Below are 22,143 nucleotides of genomic sequence, written 5' to 3' on the forward strand. Positions count from 1 at the left end.
TTTACATGTAAATAAGTCATTATCTACGTGTAGATAGAATTTCCTGTTCCTTGTCCGTGATGTTGGTGAATCGCCATGCGTCATTCTGGCCCCATGAGGGTGTGTCAAAATACAAATGCCATTTTGACAATCTTGCAATTTGAAACAATTCATTAAAAATGACCATTTCCGTACTCGATTTTGAGTAAAGAAATGGTCTTTTCTTTGCTTTTAGGAAAAACCTGCTTATAGTTTGAAAGTCGTCAGATTATTCATCTGCATTTTGACACACCCTCATCTGTCAGCTTTCTTCCCGTGGTTTTCGACACGACTTGCAGAGGGCGTGCCGGAACGCCGACGCACCACTGAAGGCAGTTGTCCGACAGCACGGAATGACCGCTGCCCTGGAGTTGACAATTCGATGACAGCGGTCGTTTTGATGTTTGTGAGGGTCTGAAACCGTCGATATGGAAGGCGGCCTTTCCGGAATCCCGGGTCTTGGCACGCCTCTGTGCGCTGTATGGCGAAGAGGCTGTTTGCTCACAGTCTCTTCTTCTCTGCCTGTCCGGCGCCGGTTCCCTTGTATTTGCTTCGTGAAGCATTGAATTTATAGGTGACCGTGAGGACCAGCTGGCGGCTGTCATACGTGCTGACCTGTATTGTTTCCATCAGTTCAGTATAACCTATTCCTCCCTCCTTCCGGGTATGGAACAAGTCCGTTCCGCCAATACGGAAAGCCAGTCTGTCCTTCAGGAATGACTTGGTGAGGTTGATGTCAAGCGAACCTGTATTGCTTGCCAATGCCCCGATTTCATCATTGCCTTTTTTGACGAAGTAGGACTCCATCGACAGCAGCCACCCTTTCCCGAAGTTGAACGTGTTGTTGAAGCTGAGTTGCCAGATAGGCTTGTTCAGTTTATAGGTCCTCACTTTTGTCTGTAAATTGAGCCATTGCTTCTGTACAGCTGCACTGAATTCGGGAGTCCAGATGCCGATGGTAGGGGAAAAGGTGAGCCGGGCGGATATCGACTTGATGCTTGGAAGGTTCGTATAGGTAATACGTGAGACGGCCGAGTTATGGTTGTCCTGCTCGCTCCAGAACACAATGGCATGGCGGCGGTCTTTATAGGAAACACCCAGCTGGATGAACTTCCACATGGCTCCCAGAGAGAGCGTATGGATGTATTCGTGCTGGAGCAGCGGGTTACCCGACTGCATCAGAAAGCGGTTGCCGTAGGATACGTTGTTGCTCAGCTGACGGTAAGAGGGGCGGCGGGTCTTCGCGGCATAGCTCAACTGCATCTGCAGGTCTCCGATTTTGGTGGCAGCTGAGATGCTTGGAAACAGGTTGCTGAACGACCGGCTCTGGTCGGCAATGTGCAGGCCGTTCTCATAGTAGTTGAACCTCACCGCTTCCCAGCGCAGACCGACGGTCAGCTGGCAGACAGGGAGCATGTGTGTGTACTCCATGAAGGGAGCTATGTTGGACTCCTTCAGCTGTGCGAATGAGGTCGGGACATACTGCTCGGGGTTGACGTAATCGTCATTGCGGTTCGTGCTGGTGTATTCTGCACCCACGGAAAGACTGCCCCCCAGGACAGGATAGCCCAGGGTCAGCTTGGAAGCAAAGAGCCTGTTGCGCTCCTGGTTGTCGGAAGTCACGGTGCGGCTGGTCTTGTTGCGGCTGTCTTCCTGATAGACGGTATGGTCACGCTGCTTGTTGTAAAGGTAATCGGCATTGAAGTCTATGTCCATCTTTCCGATCTTCCCGACATAGTAAAGATTGAGGAACTGGGAGGGACGATGGGTCTTGCTGCGCATGGCAGAAGTGTTGATATGGTCATAGAAAGCCTCGTTTGCCCTTACGTCACTGCTGAGCATAAAAGGGGCGGGAGAATCGTGGAGGAAGTTGACCGTGTATTTCATACCGATGGAATTGCTGTCATTCAGCTGATAGTCTGCCCCTATCGTGTTCTTGAAGCGGGATGCTCTCTCTGTAGCCTCCTGTGTGAAGTCCTGCCTCCAAAGCGTATCGGCATAGACAATTGTGGTCGTTTTGCTGGGATAGCTTCCGTTGTCAAGCGAATAGCCGTGCCCGCCGAAGAGTTCCAGACGGCCGTGGCGGTACTTCCAGTTGAGCTGTTCGACGAGGTCGACATTCTCCGACTGGTAGTAAGAAGACCGTACGTCGAAGCCGAAGCCGTCGCCCTGCACCCTCTTCGTGCGTATCTTTACCACGGCCTTCACCGTTGCATCATATCTGGAACCGGGGTTGGCAATCACCTCGACGCTCCTGATGTCGCTTGATTTCAGGCGTTCAAGTTCCGTAGCATCCCGCATCTGCCGTCCGTTGATATAGATGACCGGTGCCCCTTTGCCGAAGACCTCGTAGCCGTCTTTCTTCTTTATCAGTCCCGGAATATGCGAAAGAACATCCTCGCAGGTACCGAGCTTGCTCAGCACGGTATTCTCGATGTTCGTCTGCATGCCCTCTGCCGTCATCTTGTGCAGGGGGGCATTGCCCTTTACAACCACCTCTTTCATCAGCTGTGCGTCCTCTTTCAGTACGATGGTCAGGGTTCCCTGGTCGGAAAGGACTGTGGAAAACGGTTCGTAGCCTACGAAGGAAGCCTTGAGGATGTTGCCCGGAGCGGCATTCCTGATGCTGAAAGCGCCGTCGTCGTTGGTTGTCGTACCGGCAATGAAGGCAGAATCCTCGGCTGAAAGGATAACGACATTCGCATAGGGTACAGGCTTCTTGCTTTCGTCGAGAACCTTTCCTGATACCGTTTGTGCGCTGGCACGGAGTCCTGTACAGAACAGGATGAGGAGGAATAAAAGTCTTTCCATGTTTGAATAAAGAGAGTTGTGTCGTAAGTCTCCAGGTGTCGTCACATTTCCCTGGTATTATCTGTATCTGCTGCAAATGTATAATAAAAAACGGATTTCCGCAAGGAAAAGGAAACATTTTCTGTCTGTTGTCTTTCTTTATGGTGTAGGGATTGTGCGTGCGGTTCTTCGGGTGTCTGTCGTTACAGCTGCATACCGGCAGGCCGCCAGACAGTCTGATGTCTGCCCTGCCTTTGCTCACTCGTCTTTTGTCTGTTCTCTCCTTTTATGGTGTTTTTGTCCTTTAGTCTCGGAAAAAATGCGTAAGTTTGCACTTAGAATATAACCATAAACTATCAAGATGGAAGATTTAAAGAAAGTCTTTGCGGGCAAACTGCTCGGTATCAAGGCAATCAAGTTGCAGCCCAACGAACCTTTTACATGGGCAAGCGGTTGGAAGTCACCGTTTTATTGTGACAACCGCAAGACCTTGTCGTTCCACGACGTGCGCTCGTTTGTGAAGCTCGAGCTGGTTCATGCCATCCTTGAGAACTTCCCGGAGGCTACGGCTGTGGCCGGTGTCGCCACGGGCGCCATTGCGCAGGGCATGCTTGTTGCCGATGAGCTGGCGTTGCCATACGCATACGTTCGTCCGAAACCGAAGGACCATGGCATGAAGAACCAGATTGAAGGTGAGCTGCCTGCCGGCGCCAAGGTCATTGTTGTGGAGGATCTCATCTCTACCGGCGGTTCATCACTGAAAGCGGTCGCTGCCCTTCGTGAGGCTGGATTTGAAGTGGTGGGTATGGTCGCTTCTTACACCTACGGCTTCCCTGTAGCTGAAGAGGCATTCCGTGAAGCAGGGGTGAAGCTCGTCACTCTTACCGATTACGAGCACGTTGTTGAGAAAGCCCTGGAGACCGGCTATATCAAGGAGACTGATGTTCCGATGCTGCATGAGTGGCGGAAGGATCCGGCGAACTGGAAAAAATGAAAGGTTTAAAAAGGGTGTGTCAAAAGTTCATATAATAACTGAACTGTAGGGACAGAAGCCTTCGTCCGTCGATAAATATCTGTTTCGTGGACAGACGAGGACTTCTGTCCCTACAATATGGCTATGTGACACGCTTTCTTCGACTCACCAACAATAATACAGAAATGACAAAGTTTGAAAGCAGCATAAAGCAGATACCCCATTCGCAGCAGAGCGTGTACAGGATGCTGAACGATTTGAACAACGTGCAGCGGCTGAAGGACCGTTTCCCGGAAGGCTCTACGGGCAATGCCGACATGGACAAGGTGAAGGACAAACTGCAGAGTCTCTCCTTTGACCATGACTCGCTGTCGGTCAGCGTCGCCCCTGTCGGTCAGATTTCCATGCGCATCATCGAGCGTGACGAGCCGAAGACGATAAAGTTCGAGAGCGACAACTCCCCGTTGTCGTTCAACTTCTGGATACAGATTCTGCCTGTCACCGAAACTTCTTCGAAGATGAAACTCACGATCGATGCCGATATACCTTTCTTTGCGAAGGGCATGGTGTCGAAGCCGTTGCAGGAAGGCATCGAGAAGATAGCCGATGCACTGGCCATGATTCCGTTTGAGTAATTGCCCGGTGGGCTTGTCAACCGTTCATAATCTTGTCAGCCATTCGTAATCCGGTGTTATGAAGAAAGTCTTTCCATCCATCATCGTGCTGCTTGTCCTGCTGTTGTTCTCCTGCGGTGACAAGGAGTACGAAGACAGCCATGTCTTTTTCACTTTCCATAATGATACGCACCAGGATCCCGTTCTCGCATCGGCGATGAATCTGATGTCGCCGGGCGTGTTCTGCATCATACGGTATGCGTATGTCAACGGCCGGCACAGTTTTTCTTTCGAGAACAACCAGGGGCTGAAATCAGGCAGTCCGGTATGGTTCGACGGCATCGACCAGCGGCTTGAAAGCTGGAAACACGTGGGAAAGAACAACGGACTTGTCGTGGGCTATGGCAATCTGGACAGTCCCGCTCCCTTCTATGCTTACGACCTGCAGTGTCCCAACTGTTACGAGCAGCATGTGCTTCCCCAGCGTTCCTGCGAACTGAAAATCAGCAGCAACGGTCTTGCCGTCTGCAGCCGCTGCGGGCGTAGGTACAGCCTCAATACCGGCGGGAACATCGTGGCAGGAGAGGGCGGCAGGAAGCTGACACGCTATCATGCCAGTACCACGGGTCCTTATGGCGTTCTGGGTGTCCGCTGAAGGAACAGTCTGCTGACGTCCGCAGCAGGCTTATTCCAGTTCTATCGTACCGTCCTTGTTCACCTTCAGCTTCGGTTTGCGCTGTGGTGCTGACGGCTGCGGCTCGTGCGGCCGGCCGGGAACGGCTTTATGTCTGGTCTTGGGTGGATTGTTGACAGCGACGTTCCTTCTCGGTCTTGCCGTCCCCGCACGTGGCGGTCTGGGGACAGATGCCCTTACAGCTGTCCTGGTCTTGTATGGGCAGAAGTGCTTCATGCGCGTGTAGGAGCCGTCTGCATTTTCTTTCCAGCTGATACAGACGAGGCCTCTGTCCGTTACAAAGGTGTCGGCAACCATGACACCGTTGTCGTATCTCTGCCGTTCTCTCAGTTTTCCGTCTTCATCGTAGACATATCCCATACCGTGTTCCCGGTTGTTACGGTAAGTGACCGTGAAGACGAGGACATGCTTTTCATCGGGAGCCGGCTGGTTGTTGTACCTTGCATAGATGCCGTCTTTCAGTCCCTGTTTATATTCGGCGGTTTCTTCTATCTTTCCATAGCTGTAATAGATCTTCTTACCGTCCAGTTCTCCGTTTTTGTAATTCTCTTCTAACTGGAGTTTCCCGTCCTGGTCATAATAGGTCCAGTGTCCCTCCTTGGTATCGGTCAGTTCATTCCAGTACTGTCTGGACCATATCCGCCCGTCCGAATAGGTCTCGATGTATTCCTTTATCTGTGCTGTCCCTGCGAGCGGCAGGAAAAGCAGCAGGAAAAGCAGCAGGTTGTTCCTTGTCATCATCCTGGCGTTTGAAGTCTGTCTTTCTGTCAACACCTGCTTGCCGTCGGTCCCGGCACGGCAGGTTTCCCTTTGTTCTTTTTCCAATCCGTCTGATACTTCCTTATTCAGCTGTTTTATATTCTGTCGGGAACCGATAATGGCATGCCCATGTTCCCTTGCGCAGGTCGAGACTGTAGCAGTAGTCTTCGTCCGGCTTGCTGCTGTATCTTCTTGTTCCTCTGAGCCATATCTGCTTGTCACCGCGTATGGCTCCGTTCACCTCAATGCGGATTTCAGGAGCCTGTGTCCAGACGATCCGTCCTCTGGTGTCCCGGAGCTGGAAGACCGTCGTGGCATCGTCGTCAATGTTCGGATGATAGGCTATCAGGATATAGCGGTTGTCCTGATAGACGATCTGTGCGTCGAAGGCTGAGAACCAGTCGGATACGTGCTGGAATCCGACAAGCCGTTTCCCCTCGTCATAGTTGTATCTGCTCACGTCCGTCCTCAGGAAGTCAGCATCCTGCGGGTCGCCAAGATGGAACTTGTACTGTATGCGCCAGATCCGGTACTTTCCCCCAGAAAAGGTGGAGGAGCTGGCATTCACTTTCTCGAGACGGTAGCAAACGCTGTCGCGCACTTCACCGTCCAGCTCCCCCGGAGGCAGCTTGGAGGCGTATGCGAAAGCCTCCTCCGTATAGAGCCGTCCTGTCGCAGGGAAGAAGTAATACGTCTCGGCAAGGTTGTTGGTCACCTTGAACCCCTCGCCGCTGGAGCGGTCGAGCAGTTCCACCCATGACATTCCTGTCTCCATGGCTTTCTTCCCGGAGAAGATCGTCTTCGAAACATTCGTCATACTCATCGTGTCCGGGTCAATCGCATAGATGAAGCGTTTGGGCACAACCAAATACCATCGTCCTGCCTGATGGAAATAAGCTATACTCGCCGCATACAGATTGAAGCCGCTCTCCCGTTTCTCATCGTCATCTTTCGAGAGGAAGAGCTTGTCTGCCAGTACCTCGCCTGTACCGGCATCACGGAAACCGTAGTAAAGTCCGTCGGGCTTCCTTTTCTTCTGATTGTACCCGTAATCGAAGCGTCGTTCGCAGAGATAGAAGAAGCAGGGCCTGCCCTTGTGGAGCATCGGGACAAGTGCAGTGTAATTGTCGTGTACCTCTACGGAATCCTTATCGCCGGAGAGCAGGGAGCCGGCTGCATTGTCGCATGTATTCAGCAGGAAGAGGAAAAGTCCCACGATGAGAATGCCTGCGAGAAACCATCTGTAGGTGGCGTTGTCAGAGAAGGAGTCTGCCGCCGTATATTTGGGTCTGCGGGTATCGTAGTCGAAGTGGTGGTTGACATTGATGTTGATGTCGTCATCGTCCAGATAGAACTCTGTTCCGCAGTTCCTGCACCGGTAGCGTTTTTCGTCGAGCTGTATGTGCTTCCCGCTGCCGCAGTTCGGACATTTCACCGGCTTTATCTTTGTTGCCATCGGCTTTCTTTACAAGGTTATGAATTCTTTGTGTAATGCAGTGTCAGATAAACCAGCACAGCCTGTATGGCTGTCAGTACGGCAAACAGGATGACCCACCAGTTGTCCGTCCACCGCGTGGGGGCCAGCAGTCCGCTTGCATATTCAATGATGCCCGCACCGAGGAAAATCATTCCCAGGCTCATCCGGTGAGTACTTTCCGCACGGAAGCAGAAGAGCAGGGCGACCAGGAGCGTATTGACAGCGATGGCAAGGCTGGTGAACAGCATGTTCGTCAGCGGATAGGCAGACAGGAGGAGTCCTGCCGTGATGTTTACGGCGAGTACGGCCGCCGCAGGGACGATGACCTTTATCATAGCTTGGAAAGTATTTCGTTCTTCTTCTGTTCATATTCTTCTTCTGTGATGAGCTGTTCGTCCAGCAGTTTCTTCAGTTTGCGGAGCCGTCCCGCGGCATCGCCGCCTGCGCCCTGCGTCTTGAAGAGGTCCTGTGCCAGCTGCACGCCGGCACCCAGCTGCAGTCCTGCTCCGGCCAGTCCGCCTTCGTTGCGGGCGGCATCGCGCAGCGCCTCCAGCTTCTGCATCCCCATGTAGTCGAGGTCCACTTCAGCGGCGGCTCTCTTCTCCGTCGTCATATCGGCGATGCGTCCGATGCGTTCCATCGTGTCGTCGTCGAAGGTGACGGAATTGACACGGAAGTCGGTCAGCTCCAGTCCCAGCCGGATCAGCTCCTCGGCGGTCCTGTGCCTCAGGTCGTCTGACATCTCCATGAGGTGTGTGTCAACCTCGCGGTAGGGATAGGCCTGTGCTGCAAGGAAGGCGGACAGCGGTGCGACGATGCGTGAGGAGACCAGTTCCTGCACGTCCGATGCGCTGTAATCGCTGCGCGGTCCGAGCAGCGTGACGAACATCTGTTCGGCATTGGAGATGACCACGGAGAAGTTTCCGCAGGCGCCCAGGGAGACCGGCAGCCTGTAGTCGGGCTCTATGTATTTCACGGGCGACGGCGTTCCCCATAGGATGTTCACCATCTCGGCGGTGCGGAAGAAGTAGAAGCGCATCTTGTGTTCGCTTTCCGCCCGCTGTGCAATGTTCAGCAGGGTCGTGATGAAAGGGTGGTTGGCGGTCTCCATCTCGTAGACATCCGGCTCGTCCAGCGTGGCCATCACCTTGCCGTCATACACGATGATGCAGCCCTGTCCGGGTGCGACAATGAGTTTGCTTGCGTTCTTTATCTCATCCGTCGTCGTTTCCAGCTGATGGAAAAGCAGGTCGGCGTTCTGCTCCTTCCATTCAATGACGGAACGGAGCTGTCGTTTGAAGAGTTTTCTTAATCCCATAGTCTTCTTGTCGTTTCCGGGCAGAAACCGTCTCTTGTCTTCTTCGTGCGTGGAATTGCGGACTGCCCTGTTTTTATACCGCAAATATAGTCATTTGTACGGACAGCAGCAAGAAAAAACGTGAAAATCGGTTTCTTCCCGACCGGTCGGGAATGCGATTCCCGATGGCCGGGAATATGCGTCCTTTTCAGTTCTGACGATTTCGGACGGAAACCGTTTGCCGGACGGCAGTCAGCCTGAAGGGTTGCCGACTGTCCCTGGGACGGCATGAAAAAAGCCGCATTGCCCGTGAAGGCAATACGGCTGTCTGGATATGACTGTAATGTTTCAGAGAGTTTCCTATAGCTTGACGCTGAGTCCTACGTACCAGGTCGCACCGTAGACCGGAGCATACATGAATGCTGCATCATCGGTGTGCTTCTCGTCCTGGATGTAGCTGAAGATGTTCTTCGCACCTGCGTAGACGGTACACATACCGAACCGCTTTGAAGCACGGCAGTTGAAGAGCATGAACGGGCTGGTCTTCTTGATCTTCGAGGTGGCGCCGTCATCCTCGGAGTTGTAGTCGATGTACATCCTGCCCTGGAGAGAACCTGTGACTGAGAATGTCCATGTGCCGGGCGTATAGTCGAGATCGAGGTCGCCGGTCATGGATGGGAAGCGGGAGATGTGACGGCTGTCCTTGGCATACTGAAGCCGCTGCGGGAACTGCTTTACGGTCTCGTCGTCTGGATCGGACCATTCGGCGCGCTCGTGCTTGAACTTGCCCTGGTTGAAGGTCCAGTTGAGTCCGGCCGTGAAGTTGCGGAAAAGGTTGGCTTTCGCACCCAGCTCAACCCCCTGCACGTAGGCGTCGTCGACATTCTCCCACTGATAGGAATAGCCGAACTTCTTCACCTCGTCATCAGCCGGCGAGAACTGTATCTTGTCCTTCAGGTTGGTGCGGAAGAGGTTTACGCTGAACTGGTATTTCCGGGCGTAGTAATCGGCCGAAACGTTATAGCTGACGGCACGTTCGCCCTTGAGGCTGGACGATTTCCATACGCGCGGCGAGCCGCTGCAGAGGTGAAGGTCCTCCGAGAAGCCGTAGGGGGCGCGGAAACCGGTACCGACATTGGCACGGAGAATCAGCGATGGGGTCAGTTCGTACTTGACGGCGATGCGCGGATTGACGGAGGTCTTGCTGAACTTGGTAGAGGGGAAAGCGCTGTCTGACACCTTCACGCTGGTGGAATATTCCTCGCCGGAACTGTGGGAGTCGACGCGGATGCCCGGTACGACGGTCAGCTTCGGTGTGATGTTCCATTCGTCCTGCACGAAGAAGCCTACCTCGTTGGCGTGTTTCTTGCCGATGGAGGTATAAGGCACGCCGTAGTAGGGGCTTGTCTTCTCGTCCTCGGCAGAGATGACATAGAGTCCTGTCTCGCGCAGCCGGGTAAAGTACCCCTGCACGCCGGCCAGCAGGGTATGGCTGCCGAGGATGGAGGTGAAGGTGAGGGATGGGGTGACGGTGTTCTCCTTTGCGAGGTAAGGACGCATGAGCTCTACCGGCGGTGTCGCTCCGTCCTCGTCAGGATGGGCTGGGTCTTTGTGGGAGTCCATGTAGTCGTGCAGGAAAGTGTCGTTGGTGGCCTGCCGTTTGTGGTAGACATAAGCGGCGGCAAGGTTCAGCTCGGAGTGTGCACCGACGGGCAGGGTGTACGCCAGGTCGGCTGAGAGGCGGTTCGTGCGGATGTCCTCGGTCTGGTCGGTATAGGGATTGAGGTACTGGTCATTGGTCATGACACCGCCGAAACGGTGCTCGTCAATCGCCTTCCCGCGCAGTACGAGCTTGTCGTTCTTGGCAAAAGGATGATAGAAATAGAGGCTGAAGCCAAGGTTGTTCATCGTCTCGTTGACACGGTCGGACACTCCGTCCTTGTGTTTCACCTCGCTGCGGGTAAGTCCGTTCTGCGTCTCGTCCACGGCATCCATCTGCGTACGCTGGGCGAAGACGCTCAGTCCGATGTTGTTGTAACGCATGGATCCGGAGCCCTTGTAGCTCTTGAAGCCGTAGTTGCCGAACTGGATATCGCCGCTGACGGTGGGTTCGTAGGTAGGCTCCTTGGAAATGATGTTGATGGCACCGGCTACGGCGCTGCTGCCATAGAGAGCCGACCCGGCACCTTTCACGACTTCGAGCCGGTCGATGTCATTGGTGCCGAACTGCTGCAGTCCATATACGCCTGCAAGACCGGAATAGACCGGTTCGCCGTCGATGAGGACCTGCGTGTGCTCTGCACCCAGCCCCTGCATGCGGACTTCGGAGAAGTTGCAGAACTGGCACTGCTGTTCCACGCGGATGCCCGGTACGCCCTCGAGTGCTTCGTAGAGGTTCTGAGCGTTCTTCTTGGTGAGTGCCTGTGAGGTGAGGACCTCTGTGCGGATGGGCACATCCTTGACGAAGTGGCTGGTACGGGTACCTGTTACGACGACCTGGCTCAGTTCCAGCGGATCCTTCTCCAGTTCGAAGTAGGCTCCTGTACCTTTGCCTGCGGTCATCATCACTTCTATCTCCTGCGGCTGATAGCCTGTAAGGGTAGCGACAACGGTCTGCTTCCCGACAGGGAGGTTCGCCATTTTGTAGTGGCCGGTGGCATCACACTGTGTCTTCAGGTTGGTACCCTTGACCTGGATCACTGCGTGGGCAAGGTGCTGTCCACCCTCCTTTGCTTTCACGTCACCGAACAGCATCGCATCGGTGTTCTGTGCCATGGATGCGACAGCGCACACGATGGCAACGAAAAATACTAACAATCTTTTCATTTTAGCATTAGCTTGTAAATTTTTGCAAAAGTAGTGTCTTTCATGGAATACGACAATACCTACTATTAGGTATTCGAGTGATGCGCCTGCTGGTTTCCCCTCATCATTCTGCCTGATTCTTGGGATAACTCCCATCTGTCAGCAGCAGGAATACGTCAGAACTTTAGTTTTTCTTGTCAATTTAGGAACAAGACTTGCAGGATTCAATAAAATCCTTTTACTTTGCATCATGCTTCCCGGCTGATCGGGAGCGGGGATGTCTTTTGCGGCATCCTGTCGGGGTTAGTGATATTGGAAACGATAATCTTAAGCTGTTGAAGACAATTCTCACCATAACAGGTTCGGACAGTACAGGCGGATCCGGTGTGCAGGCTGACATCAGAACGATAGCGGCACTGGGAGGGTATGCCGTGTCGGCGGTCACCTCCATCACGGTGCAGAACACACTGGGCATCCAGGCTTTCCATGATCTTCCGGCAGATATTGTCAAAGGGCAGATCGAGGCGATCATCAACGACGTGCAGCCCGATACGGTGAAGGTGGGCATGATCAGGACTACGGAGACGCTGGCGGTCGTGGTAGACGCACTGCTGAAGTATCGTCCCCACCATATAATATACGACCCTATTGTCACGGCAAGCAATGGCGACCGTCTCATGACGGATGACGTTGTCAGACAGATCCGGCAGCGGCTGCTGCCCCTGTGTTCGATGGTCATTCTTCGGGAAGGAGAGGCGGAAAGACTCTTCGACTGCACTTCCTTGAAAGGACAGGGAAACGGAAGAGTCCGTTCGCTGGTACTTGACGACCCCATGCAGCATGGTCTTATCAACAGTTTCTCGTCGGCGCTGGCGGTCTATCTCAGCCAGAACGAGCCGATGGGACAGGCCATAGAGCATGCGCGGAAGTATGTCAGGACACTCGTGGCAAGGAAGAGTGACCTTAGCGGACGGAGCAGCCAGCTTTACAATGAGTTCCTTGAGGCGGTGCAGAAGCATTACCGCACCAACCGGGATGTGGCTTTCTATGCCGACTGCCTGAATGTCTCGCCGCGTTATCTCTCGCAGGTGGCGCATCGCATCTCAGGCAAGTCGCCGAAGAGCATCATCGATCACACACTCACGGAAGCCCTTGCCTGCCAGCTCCGGACGACGCAGAAGACCATCCAGGAAATCGCCTATGAGCATGGCTTTGCATCACAGGCACAGTTCTCCAAGTTCTTCCGCAAACAGACCGGAATGGCACCGAGTGGCTGGAGAAAAGCCTCCAATGGTTCCTCAAAGGCCTCACCCTCAAAGGCCTCACCCCCAGCCCCTCTCCGAATGGAGAGGGGAGTGATTACCGATAGGGACTGAGATTGGCAGCTGTCCATTACCGCCTATCACCCTTATCCCTGCCTATCACCCTTATCCCTGCCTATCGTCGCTTATCATCGCCTATCCCCGCTTACGATTCCTATCACTCCCATCCCCACCTGCGATCATTTATAATCACATAATAATAAAGAACCAAAATGACAAATCGACAAGAACTAAACCGCAATCTCGCCCAGATGCTGAAGGGCGGCGTAATCATGGACGTAACGACTCCGGAGCAGGCACGCATTGCCGAGGCTGCCGGCGCATGTGCCGTCATGGCACTGGAGCGTATCCCGGCCGACATCCGTGCAGCCGGCGGCGTGTCGCGCATGAGCGACCCCAAGATGATCAAGGGCATTCAGGAAGCTGTGACCATCCCTGTCATGGCAAAATGCCGTATCGGACATATCGCAGAAGCACAGATCCTGCAGGCTATCGAGATTGACTACATCGACGAGAGCGAGGTGCTCTCACCGGCCGACAACATCTATCACATCGACAAGACACAGTTTGAAGTGCCGTTCGTCTGCGGTGCCCGCAACCTGAGCGAGGCATTGCGCCGTATCGCCGAGGGGGCTACGATGATCCGTACGAAGGGTGAGCCCGGCACGGGTGACGTGGTGCAGGCTGTCAGCCATATGCGACTGATGCAGAGTCAGATCCGGGAGCTTGTCGGCAAGCGGGAGGATGAACTCTTCGAGGCTGCCAAGCAGCTGCAGGCTCCCTATGACCTGGTGAAGTATGTACACGAGAACGGCAAACTGCCTGTTGTGAACTTCGCTGCCGGCGGTGTGGCGACCCCTGCTGATGCGGCATTGATGATGCAGCTGGGTGCGGAAGGTGTCTTCGTCGGTTCGGGTATCTTCAAGAGCGGCGACCCTGCTAAGCGTGCTGCCGCCATCGTGAAGGCTGTAACGAACTACAATGACCCTAAGGAGTTGGCTAAACTATCAGAAGACTTAGGGGAAGCGATGGTAGGTATCAACGAGCATGAAATCGAGGTGCTCATGGCTGAACGTGGACAATGAGAATTGCTGTACTCGCCTTGCAGGGCGCATTCCTGGAGCATGAGAAGATGCTCCGGGAATTAGGTGTCGACTGCTTTGAGGTGCGCCAGTTGCAAGACTGGCAGCAAAAGAAAGACGGACTGATTATCCCGGGTGGTGAGAGCACCACCCAGGGTAAGCTGCTCCGCGACCTCGGTCTGCTCGATCCTGTCCGTGAGGCTGTCGAGAGTGGTCTGCCGGTTTTCGGCACTTGTGCCGGGCTTATTCTCCTTGCTCATGATGTGGAGGGAAACAGTCCGTCGGCTCCCGTACCGCCCCGGCTGGGCACAATGGCCATGACGGCTGCGCGCAATGCGTACGGCCGGCAGCTGGGCAGTTTCCATACAGAGGCGTTCTTCAAGGGTGCCAAGTGTAATGTCCCCATGACCTTCATCCGTGCGCCTTATATCATGAAGACCGCCGGGAATGTGGAAGTCCTCGCATCTGTCGACAACCGCATTGTGGCTGCCCGCCAGGGGAATCAGCTCGTTACGGCGTTTCATCCCGAACTGGATGCCGACACGCATGTGCATGAGTATTTCCTGAAGATGATAAAGAACCGGTAGAATGGCCTGTGGCAGGCGATGGTGGACGAGCGTAGGCGATGATAGGTGGTGGTAAGCGCTCATAGTCGGGGATAGTCGGGGATAAGCGGTGATAGGACCTATGGTTACTTGTCATCGCCTATCCTCGCCTATGATTGCTTCTCACGTCTGTCGCTGGCTTCCGTCTCCCATAGCATCAGCTTTCAGGGCATAAAAAAGGACTACCGCTGTAGTCCAACCTTTGTTAACCTTAAATCTAATACTATGAAAAACACATTGCAAAGATAAGGCATATAATCCATATCTGCAAGTTTTTGCAAATGATTTTCTCAAAATACTGTGTTTATTGATATAAATCAAGTAAAATACATGATAAAATGATAATTCAATACAAATCGGGATCGATTATGACTACCGGTTTGATGAGGTCGCGCGGCTTGTCTTTCATAAGCATGAGTGCCTCTTCCATGTGGTCAAATCCTTTGAAGCGGTGTGTCACGAGAGGCGAAAGGTCGAGCCGTCCCGATGTCACCATCTTGGCGAGCATTTCCATACGGAGCCGTCCACCGGGCATCAGTCCGCCTTTGATGGTCTTGTGTCCCATGCCGACTCCCCATGCTATGCGCGGGATGTTGACCGTGTCTCCTGAACCCAGGTAATTCACGTTGCCGATGATTCCGCCCGGCTTGAGCACCGCCACCGCCTCGGCGAACGTGTCGACCGTACCACCGGCAATGACGACACGGTCGACGCCCTGTCCGTTGGTGAGCTTCATCACCTGCTCCGCAATCGGTCCGTTGTGATAGTCGATGATTTCCGATGCACCGTAGGCCCGTGCCGCATCGGCACACACCTTCCTGCTCCCGACCGCATAGACGTAGGAAGCGCCGGCAAGTGCCGCACCGGCGACAGCCATCAGTCCGACCGGACCGATGCCGATGACAAGTACTTCGTCGCCGAACTTCACGTCGGCCAGTTCAACCCCATGGAATCCCGTAGGCACCATGTCGGACAGCATGACTGCATCCACCGGATCCATGCCTTCCGGTATCAGTGCCAGGTTTCCGTCAGCATCGTTGACATGGAAGTATTCCGCGAAGACGCCGTCTTTGAAGTTCGAGAACTTCCAGCCGGCCAGCATGCCGTTCGAGTGCATGGAGTACCCTGCCTGGGCCTCCAGCGAGTTCCAGTCGGGCGTGATGGCCGGTACGAGAACCCTGTCTCCCGGCTTGAAGTCTTTCACCAGCGAACCGACTTCCACCACTTCGCCTGTCGCCTCGTGTCCGAGGATCATGTCCTTCCGGTCGCCGATGGCTCCTTCCCATACCGTGTGTACGTCTGATGTACAGGGGGCGACTGCCAATGGTCTGACGATGGCATCCATTGGCCCGCAGGTCGGACGAGCTTTCTCAATCCATCCTGCCTTTCCGATTCCTAACATTGCAAATGCTTTCATAATGTTTCTCCCGTTAAAAATGTTTATACCAGGTTCTGTCGAGCGCTTGCTCAGGATCATTGTTGCATATCGCAAATATAAACAGTTATTTTCAAAAATGCAAGCAATTTTCCGGGAAAATCGAACGTCAGGACAGAACCTTTCGCAACCTTTCGCAAGGTGCGGATCTTTCCCTTGCAACACCTGCTGCGCCTCCGCCGTCTCCCGTTTTCCAGCCTCCTGCCCGCACCTGCCGGTCTGCACTTTCCCGTATTTCTCCCGGCCTCCCCGCCATTTCCTGCACGGAAAGTATTTTTAACCTCTAAAACTTTGCCGTTTCATTTATTAGGGCTACCTTTGCAGAAAATAAAGAGGTTAAGGCATTTAAGGAAATGGGATTCCGGCATTCAGAGAGTACGATGTTGGAATTCTGTCTTTTTTATGTCTATTGAAAAACGATTAACTTTAACGGATAAGTATATGGCTTATATGTCACAGGAAGGTTACGACAAGCTCGTAGCCGATTTGCAGTATTTAGAGTCGGTTGAACGCCCGAAGGCATCAGCTGCCATCGCCGAGGCGGCGGACAAAGGTGACCTGAGTGAAAACTCGGAGTATGATGCCGCCAAGGAGGCGCAGCGGCATCTTGAGGCACGCATCGCCGAGATGAAGATGACCGTGGCACAGGCAAAGATCGTCGATGTGTCACGGTTGAGCACCGATGCCGTACAGATCATGTCTACCGTCGAGATGACCAATGTCAAGACCCATGCGAAGATGAAGTACACCATCGTCAGCGAGACGGAGGCGAACCTGAAGCAGAACAAGATTTCCATCAAGACTCCTGTCGCACAGGGGCTGCTGAACAAGAAGGTCGGCGACGAGGTTGACATCAAGATTCCTCGCGGCACCATCAGACTGCGTATTGACAATATTACCATCGAGGGGTAAGCGGTCGGTGTCCGGCCAAGGCGCCCACGGTCTTCTCCGGCCGGGATTCCCAGGTCACCTTCGGCGGCTCTCTGCCTTCCGGACGGGCTGGTTCCGAGAGAAGAACGGCTTTGCGGCACCCCGATGGACTATACTTCAGAACAACTTGCCTATCAACTTAAAAACAAGGAGGTCCGTATGACAATATTCAGCAAGATCGCAGCGGGAGAGATTCCCAGCTACAAGTGTGCAGAGAACGACCAGTTCTATGCTTTTCTCGACATTGACCCTGTAACGAAGGGGCATACTCTGGTCGTCCCCCGCAGGGAGGTCGATTATATCTTCGACATGGACGACAAGGACCTTGCCGCCTTCGAGCTTTTTGCCAAGAGGGTGGCGCGTGCCATCAAGGCCGTCTTTCCGTGCAGGAAGGTGGCGCAGGTCGTACTGGGACTGGAAGTCAACCATGCCCATATCCATCTGCTGCCGATGAACAGCGAGGCAGATGTCGACTTCAAGCACCATGTGGAGGTCAGTGCAGAGGAGCAGAAAGAGATTGCTGCCAAGATCTTCAAGGCTTTCCAGGAGCAGGGATAAGCCTTGTTTCGCACAATGGCTGTCAGGACGGGGATGTACCATGCGTACATCCCCGCCTGTCATTTTTGCAGGCGGGGGCTTGCGGGATGCGTCCGGAGCATCCTGTCAGAGACCGGGAAAGCTGCGAAGCGACACCTTCCGGAACGTTGCTGCCTGCCGGCATCCTGTACCCGACGGCCGGGAGTCGGGTTCCCGACCGGTTGGGAATCCTGTTCCCGGCCGTCGGGAATCGTATTCCCAAGCGTCGGGAATGACATTCCCATGCAAGTGCTGACATCCCATCAAGGGGAATTCCTGCGACTGCCGAGGCTCAGGGCAGTTCCAGCGGACGGTCGAAAATCATCCGCTGCTGCGTCACCGGATGCGTGAAGGCAAGGTGCTCCGCATGCAGCCAGAGCCGCCCGGCACGCTGTCCGTAGAGGCTGTCTCCGATGATCGGTGTACCCAGTCCGTCGGGATGCGCGCAGTGTATGCGCAGCTGGTGGGTGCGTCCTGTCAGCGGATGGAGGATTATCTTCACCGCTTCCCTTCCTTCCTTGCCGTATTTTGTCCTGCCCGCCACACGGTATTCGGTGATGGCGGGCTTTCCGTTTTCAAGGTCTACACGCTGGCGGGGACGGTCGTCGGGGCAGGGGGAGAGGGGGAGCTCGATGCGCCCTTCTGCCGGGAAACGCTGCTCGGGAAAGCTGCCGGGCAGCAAGGCGACGTACCGTTTCAGCACCGTGCGTGCTGCGAACTGCGCCTGCAGAGCCTTGTGTGCCTCTGCGGTGCGTGCGACGACAAGCAGACCGCTCGTCGCCATGTCCAGCCGGTGTACCATGTAAGGTGCGCCGGATCGCTGCCACCGTTCTTTCAGGAGACTGTAGACAGAGGGCTGTCGCCCTTTTCCGGGGACGGACAGCAGTCCCGGGGGCTTGGCGACGACCGCCAGGCTGTCGTCCTCATACAGGATTTCCAAGCCTGCAGCCCCTGTCGCCTCCGTCTTGTCGTCAAGGGCTACGTCCAGCCCTTTCAGCATCCATGTCAGGATCGGCCTGCATTTCCCGTTGCAGGCCGGGTAATAGTTGCCGTGCTGCCGGACTTCCGTCTTCGGCGACGGCCCCCACCAGAATGCAGCCATGCTGACGGGTGTGTACCCTTTCCGGAAGGCATATTGCAGCAGCTTCGGCTCACAGCATTCCCCGGCACCGGAAGGCGGAAGCAGCGATGGGGCGAGGCTTTCGGCAGAGAGCCGCCGGACGGGGGAGGCCGCCGGCCCTCCCGCCGCCCGGATGCGTGCTGGGCTGTGCAGCAGGTAGTAATCGTGGAAGATGGCAGGCAGGCTCTTGCTTTCTCCCCGTGCATTGAGCAGAGAGAACTGGGAGAAAAGCCAGCGCTGCAGCCGGTCCGACTTCAGTTTCCGCTCCCGTTTCCATGCTGTCAGCTGTTCCTCATAACCGGAGAGGGCCGCCTGTGCCTCAGCCGTCAGGGCGGCATACCTTACCTTTCTGCGATGCAGCTCGGCCTTCAGGAACTGGCTCTGGCGTGTCATCTCCCTGCGTTCTTCCTCCGACAGGAAGGCCTCCCTGCGCCGTTTGTCGCGCAGGTACTTCGCCCCCTGCATGGTGCGCCGTGCCTCGTCGATCGCCTTTTCAGCCTCCTGGCGGATTTTCAGCAGATTTTCCTTCGCCTGCCGGTAGGCGGCAGAGGATTCCATCCGTGCGATCAGGTGGTTCAGCCGGGTTATCTCCTCTTCGTGCATCTTGAAGTAGCCGTGGGGCTGCAGGTAGTCGAAGACGGCTGGGACAAAGTCTTCCTCCTGGCCGTCCATCTGTCCGGAATAAGCCTGCAGGTATCCTGTCTGTCCGTTCCGTTCTACAACCAGCACGCCATACATCTTCCCTTCGGCGGGATTCGCGGGCAGACGGCTCTGCAGATCTTCTGCGGCGGCGCGGCAGAGGGAATCCGGATGGTCGTCGAAAGGGCTGTTGAACCGGACGGGCAACGGCTGTACAGAGGGAATGGGATGGAACTTCATGGCGCAAAGGTAAGGAAAAAGCGGCGGGCGGGCAAGCGGCAGGCGGTGCTATTTTTCCGGTCTTTCCCCTTCCGGTCCTGCAATCTGTCTCCTGCCCCTGTCCGTCCCGTTCATTCCGGCGGACGGGTCGTCACGTGCGCCCGGCTTCTCCCTCAAAGGACAAAGAAACAGGAATAAAAACGAAAAAGTACTGCTTTTCTCTCGGGAGAAAACAGTACTTTTGCCGTCATGAAGAAGATGTTGCTTGTGTTTCTGATTCTGCTGCACTGTACGTTGTCCGCACCGGCACAGCAGCAGAGGAAAGGCGGGAAGGCGCGCCCCAGGGTGGGACTTGTCTTTGGCGGAGGCGGTGCCAAGGGGGCAGCGGCCATAGGAGTATTGAAGGAGATAGAGCGTGCCCATGTTCCCATCGACTATGTGGCAGGAACGAGCATCGGTGCGATTATCGGCGGACTGTATGCCCAGGGGTATCGTGCCGCAGACCTCGAGAGGCTTTTCCGTTCGCAGAACTGGTTGTCGCTCATGACCGACAGGGACACGACCCTCATGGGAAAAGTGTTCAAGGAGGTGGAAGGCGTCTGTTATCTGTTCGGCTTCCCTGTGCGGAGAAAGGACAGGATGGGACGCATGAAAGGATTCGGGATGCTGCGGGGCGACCATATCTACACCTTTCTCGATTCTCTCGTCGCCCATTCTCCGGTGCGGTGCGGAACCGTCCGAAAGGCGATCCCCTTCTCATGTGTCGCCTTCGACATCCGGAGCCGGCGTGAAATCGTGCTCGAAAAAGGTCCGCTGGCACGGAATATGCGGGCCAGTATGGCTGTTCCCGGAGCTTTCAAGCCTGTGCAGATAGACACCCTGATGCTTGTCGATGGCGGAATGTCCAACAACCTTCCGGTGGATGTCGTGCGGAAGATGGGAGCCGATCTCGTCATCGCCATTGATCTCCAGCAGCACAAACACGACAACTACCGGTCGCCTTTGGCTTTCCTGAAAGGGCTGGGCGGTGTGGCCGACTGGCTGGCGGTGCGTCCTGACATCAGGAAATACAATGTCAACCGGACGCAGGCAGACCTGTATATCAATCCTGTCCTGAGCGGTTACGGAATCCAGGACTTCAGGCCGAAGGCGATCGAGGCCATGCTCCGGATAGGCGAGAAGACCGGGGCGATGTATCGGAAACAGCTGGAGACCTTCATGAAGATCCCTCGTAGACAGACCGCCGTCAACAGGGAACCGGATCAGGAGTAAAGGGAATAGAAGAGACGACGGCCATGTCCGTGACAGGTCGGGACGCTGCCGCATTCCCTCTGCCTCGTTTCCGTCCGGCGAAGTCCGCAAGGCTATTTTCTCTGCGCTCCGCAGCTGTCTTTGATGCGTTCGTAGAACTGTCCGAGGATGCCGAGCATGTCCTCCGGGAGGTAGTCGACAGCCTTGTTTATCATCCATTCCGGCACCTGGTAGTACGCCTCGGCTACGGCACCTGCAATGCACGCCTTCGTATCCGTATCGCCGTCGCACAGCACAGCAAGGCGGATGGTCTCCTCAAAACTGTTGGCATCCATGAAACAGCGCAATGCCATCGGTACCGTCTCCTGGCACGTTCCGTCGAAATGTCCCTCGGAACCGATCTTCAAGATGTCCCGCATCGGCGGCAGCTCGTAGCCGAAGAACTTGCGCACTTTCTTCTCCACGTCAGGTTTTGAGAAGCGCATCAGCCGCAGCCAGCAGATGGTCTCTGCAATGCACTGCGCCCCCTTTATGCCTTCCGGGTGGTTGTGGCTTACGGCGGCACTCTTCTTCGCTTCCTCTATTACGTCCTCCCACTCGTCGAACAGCCAGCCGATAGGACTGACACGCATGGCAGAACCATTGCCAAACGAGTTCATGGGTTGCGGATGCTCCGAATGGATCCACTGTTCGAAACGGCTGCCGTAAGCCCCCATGGGATCCGGATAACGGCGGCACCAGTCGAGCAGACTTTCCTGGTAGTCGCGTCCGTTCAGCACCGCATCGGCAATGGCGACGGTGCAGATGGTGTCGTCCGTGTACGAACAGTCGGGGGTGAAAAGCTCGAACCCCTCCTGTGGAGCAGCTCCGAATTCGAAGCGTGAGCCCACGATGTCTCCTATAATGGCGCCAATCATAAATGTGTCCTTGGCCTCATCCCGACCCGCTTCCCGTCCTCTTCTTTCTTTTTAAAGTAGAAAGAACAGGCGTGATGTGTGGGGATGAGGGGATTATATAAAGTTTCGGTCAGGCAGTAACGGCCTGATGATGTTGTTCTGATCTGTAGGAAACCTGTTGCGGTCGCACCGGGTATCGGAATGTGCCCGGACAATGGTTAGTAAGTCGTTTTCGTGTTCCTTCAAAAGCCGGATGCCTCCGGCGGACTGTTCCGGAAAGTCCCTTTCAGGCAGACCGGAACTGTGCAGGTCCGTCAGCTCTCTGCGTATTCTTGCTTTTGTGCGGTTCTTCTGTGTTCTCTTCCGGCCGTACCAGCTGTCCTGCCCTTTCTGCAGGAAAGGAGGAACTGCCTGCCCGAAAAGCAGGAATTAGTCAAAGACAATTCGCTGAATCCGTCTGCCGGCTTCCCGTATTGCCTTCCGGAAAATCCTCCTTTGGGGAAGAGTAGGGGGAGCGGATCGTACGCTTGTACTCCGACCGGGAATCGAACCCGGATCAAAGGTTTAGGAAACCTCCGTTCTATCCATTGAACTATCAGAGCCTTTTGCACGCCTCCATAGACATATAGAGGAGAGGTGCT

18 protein-coding genes and 1 tRNA gene are annotated in these 22,143 nt (G+C 54.9%); 9 read left to right on the forward strand and 10 right to left on the reverse strand.

The window, feature by feature from the left end:
• Positions 1–519 precede the first annotated feature (519 nt).
• Positions 520–2,829 carry an outer membrane beta-barrel protein gene (locus J4864_RS05775; RefSeq protein ID WP_211814049.1) on the reverse strand — a complete coding sequence of 770 codons (2,310 nt, stop codon included), beginning with the start codon at positions 2,827–2,829 and terminating at the stop codon, positions 520–522.
• A gap of 340 nt (positions 2,830–3,169) precedes the next feature.
• Here J4864_RS05775 and pyrE point away from each other — a divergent pair, with 340 nt between their 5' ends.
• The 3 genes from pyrE (at position 3,170) to J4864_RS05790 (ending at position 5,050) form a co-directional block, all read left to right on the forward strand.
• Positions 3,170–3,802, forward strand: coding sequence for an orotate phosphoribosyltransferase (pyrE, locus tag J4864_RS05780; protein ID WP_211814050.1), 633 nt, complete (start codon positions 3,170–3,172; stop codon positions 3,800–3,802).
• Between the two features lie 164 nt (positions 3,803–3,966).
• Positions 3,967–4,416 (forward strand): SRPBCC family protein, encoded by a 450-nt coding sequence (locus J4864_RS05785; RefSeq protein ID WP_211814051.1) that lies wholly within the window; start codon positions 3,967–3,969, stop codon positions 4,414–4,416.
• Positions 4,417–4,474: 58 nt separating this feature from the next.
• Entirely contained in the window at positions 4,475–5,050 is a 576-nt protein-coding gene (locus J4864_RS05790) for a hypothetical protein (protein ID WP_211814052.1), read from the forward strand.
• Between the two features lie 30 nt (positions 5,051–5,080).
• On the opposite strand, the gene J4864_RS05795 is transcribed toward J4864_RS05790, so the two are convergent.
• From J4864_RS05795 to J4864_RS05815, 5 genes are all read right to left on the reverse strand, one after another.
• Positions 5,081–5,914, reverse strand: coding sequence for a toxin-antitoxin system YwqK family antitoxin (locus J4864_RS05795; RefSeq protein ID WP_211814053.1), 834 nt, complete (start codon positions 5,912–5,914; stop codon positions 5,081–5,083).
• A gap of 16 nt (positions 5,915–5,930) precedes the next feature.
• Complete coding sequence (locus J4864_RS05800; protein ID WP_211814054.1) at positions 5,931–7,304, reverse strand: TFIIB-type zinc ribbon-containing protein; 1,374 nt, start codon at positions 7,302–7,304, stop codon at positions 5,931–5,933.
• 17 nt (positions 7,305–7,321) lie between these two features.
• Positions 7,322–7,660, reverse strand: a complete 339-nt coding sequence (locus J4864_RS05805; RefSeq protein WP_211814055.1) for a transporter — start codon at positions 7,658–7,660, stop codon at positions 7,322–7,324.
• Entirely contained in the window at positions 7,657–8,643 is a 987-nt protein-coding gene (locus J4864_RS05810; RefSeq protein ID WP_211814056.1) for an SPFH domain-containing protein, read from the reverse strand. Before J4864_RS05810 ends, J4864_RS05805 begins: the two co-directional genes overlap by 4 nt.
• 339 nt (positions 8,644–8,982) lie before the next feature.
• A complete protein-coding gene (locus J4864_RS05815) occupies positions 8,983–11,448 on the reverse strand; it encodes a TonB-dependent receptor (RefSeq protein WP_211814057.1) in 2,466 nt (821 codons plus the stop codon).
• Between the two features lie 314 nt (positions 11,449–11,762).
• Between J4864_RS05815 and J4864_RS05820 the strand changes: the two genes are divergently transcribed.
• From J4864_RS05820 to pdxT, 3 genes are all read left to right on the forward strand, one after another.
• Positions 11,763–12,803: a hydroxymethylpyrimidine/phosphomethylpyrimidine kinase gene (locus tag J4864_RS05820; protein WP_211814058.1), complete on the forward strand. Its 1,041-nt coding sequence runs from the start codon at positions 11,763–11,765 to the stop codon at positions 12,801–12,803.
• Positions 12,804–12,961: 158 nt separating this feature from the next.
• Positions 12,962–13,834, forward strand: a complete 873-nt coding sequence (gene pdxS / locus J4864_RS05825) for a pyridoxal 5'-phosphate synthase lyase subunit PdxS (protein WP_036856525.1) — start codon at positions 12,962–12,964, stop codon at positions 13,832–13,834.
• Entirely contained in the window at positions 13,831–14,418 is a 588-nt protein-coding gene (gene pdxT / locus J4864_RS05830; RefSeq protein WP_211814059.1) for a pyridoxal 5'-phosphate synthase glutaminase subunit PdxT, read from the forward strand. Before pdxS ends, pdxT begins: the two co-directional genes overlap by 4 nt.
• 364 nt (positions 14,419–14,782) lie before the next feature.
• Here pdxT and J4864_RS05835 read toward each other — a convergent pair whose 3' ends face one another.
• Positions 14,783–15,853 (reverse strand): NAD(P)-dependent alcohol dehydrogenase, encoded by a 1,071-nt coding sequence (locus J4864_RS05835; RefSeq protein ID WP_040554642.1) that lies wholly within the window; start codon positions 15,851–15,853, stop codon positions 14,783–14,785.
• A gap of 459 nt (positions 15,854–16,312) precedes the next feature.
• Here J4864_RS05835 and greA point away from each other — a divergent pair, with 459 nt between their 5' ends.
• Both greA and J4864_RS05845 read left to right on the forward strand, forming a co-directional pair.
• A complete protein-coding gene (gene greA / locus J4864_RS05840) occupies positions 16,313–16,783 on the forward strand; it encodes a transcription elongation factor GreA (RefSeq protein ID WP_040554644.1) in 471 nt (156 codons plus the stop codon).
• A 177-nt stretch (positions 16,784–16,960) separates the two neighbouring features.
• Entirely contained in the window at positions 16,961–17,359 is a 399-nt protein-coding gene (locus J4864_RS05845) for an HIT family protein (protein ID WP_040554950.1), read from the forward strand.
• A gap of 310 nt (positions 17,360–17,669) precedes the next feature.
• Here J4864_RS05845 and J4864_RS05850 read toward each other — a convergent pair whose 3' ends face one another.
• A complete protein-coding gene (locus tag J4864_RS05850) occupies positions 17,670–19,376 on the reverse strand; it encodes a pseudouridine synthase (RefSeq protein WP_211814060.1) in 1,707 nt (568 codons plus the stop codon).
• A 228-nt stretch (positions 19,377–19,604) separates the two neighbouring features.
• On the opposite strand from J4864_RS05850, the gene J4864_RS05855 reads away from it, so the two are divergent.
• The gene (locus J4864_RS05855; protein WP_211814061.1) at positions 19,605–20,627 is read left to right on the forward strand and encodes a patatin-like phospholipase family protein; all 1,023 of its coding nucleotides are present in this window, start codon (positions 19,605–19,607) and stop codon (positions 20,625–20,627) included.
• Between the two features lie 92 nt (positions 20,628–20,719).
• Here J4864_RS05855 and J4864_RS05860 read toward each other — a convergent pair whose 3' ends face one another.
• Together J4864_RS05860 and J4864_RS05865 are read right to left on the reverse strand one after the other, a co-directional pair.
• Positions 20,720–21,523 (reverse strand): ADP-ribosylglycohydrolase family protein, encoded by an 804-nt coding sequence (locus J4864_RS05860; RefSeq protein ID WP_211814062.1) that lies wholly within the window; start codon positions 21,521–21,523, stop codon positions 20,720–20,722.
• 509 nt (positions 21,524–22,032) lie between these two features.
• Positions 22,033–22,104 (reverse strand) — tRNA-Arg (locus J4864_RS05865).
• Positions 22,105–22,143: the final 39 nt, after the last annotated feature.

This window comes from Prevotella multiformis (genome assembly GCF_018127985.1).
Classification (GTDB): domain Bacteria; phylum Bacteroidota; class Bacteroidia; order Bacteroidales; family Bacteroidaceae; genus Prevotella; species Prevotella multiformis.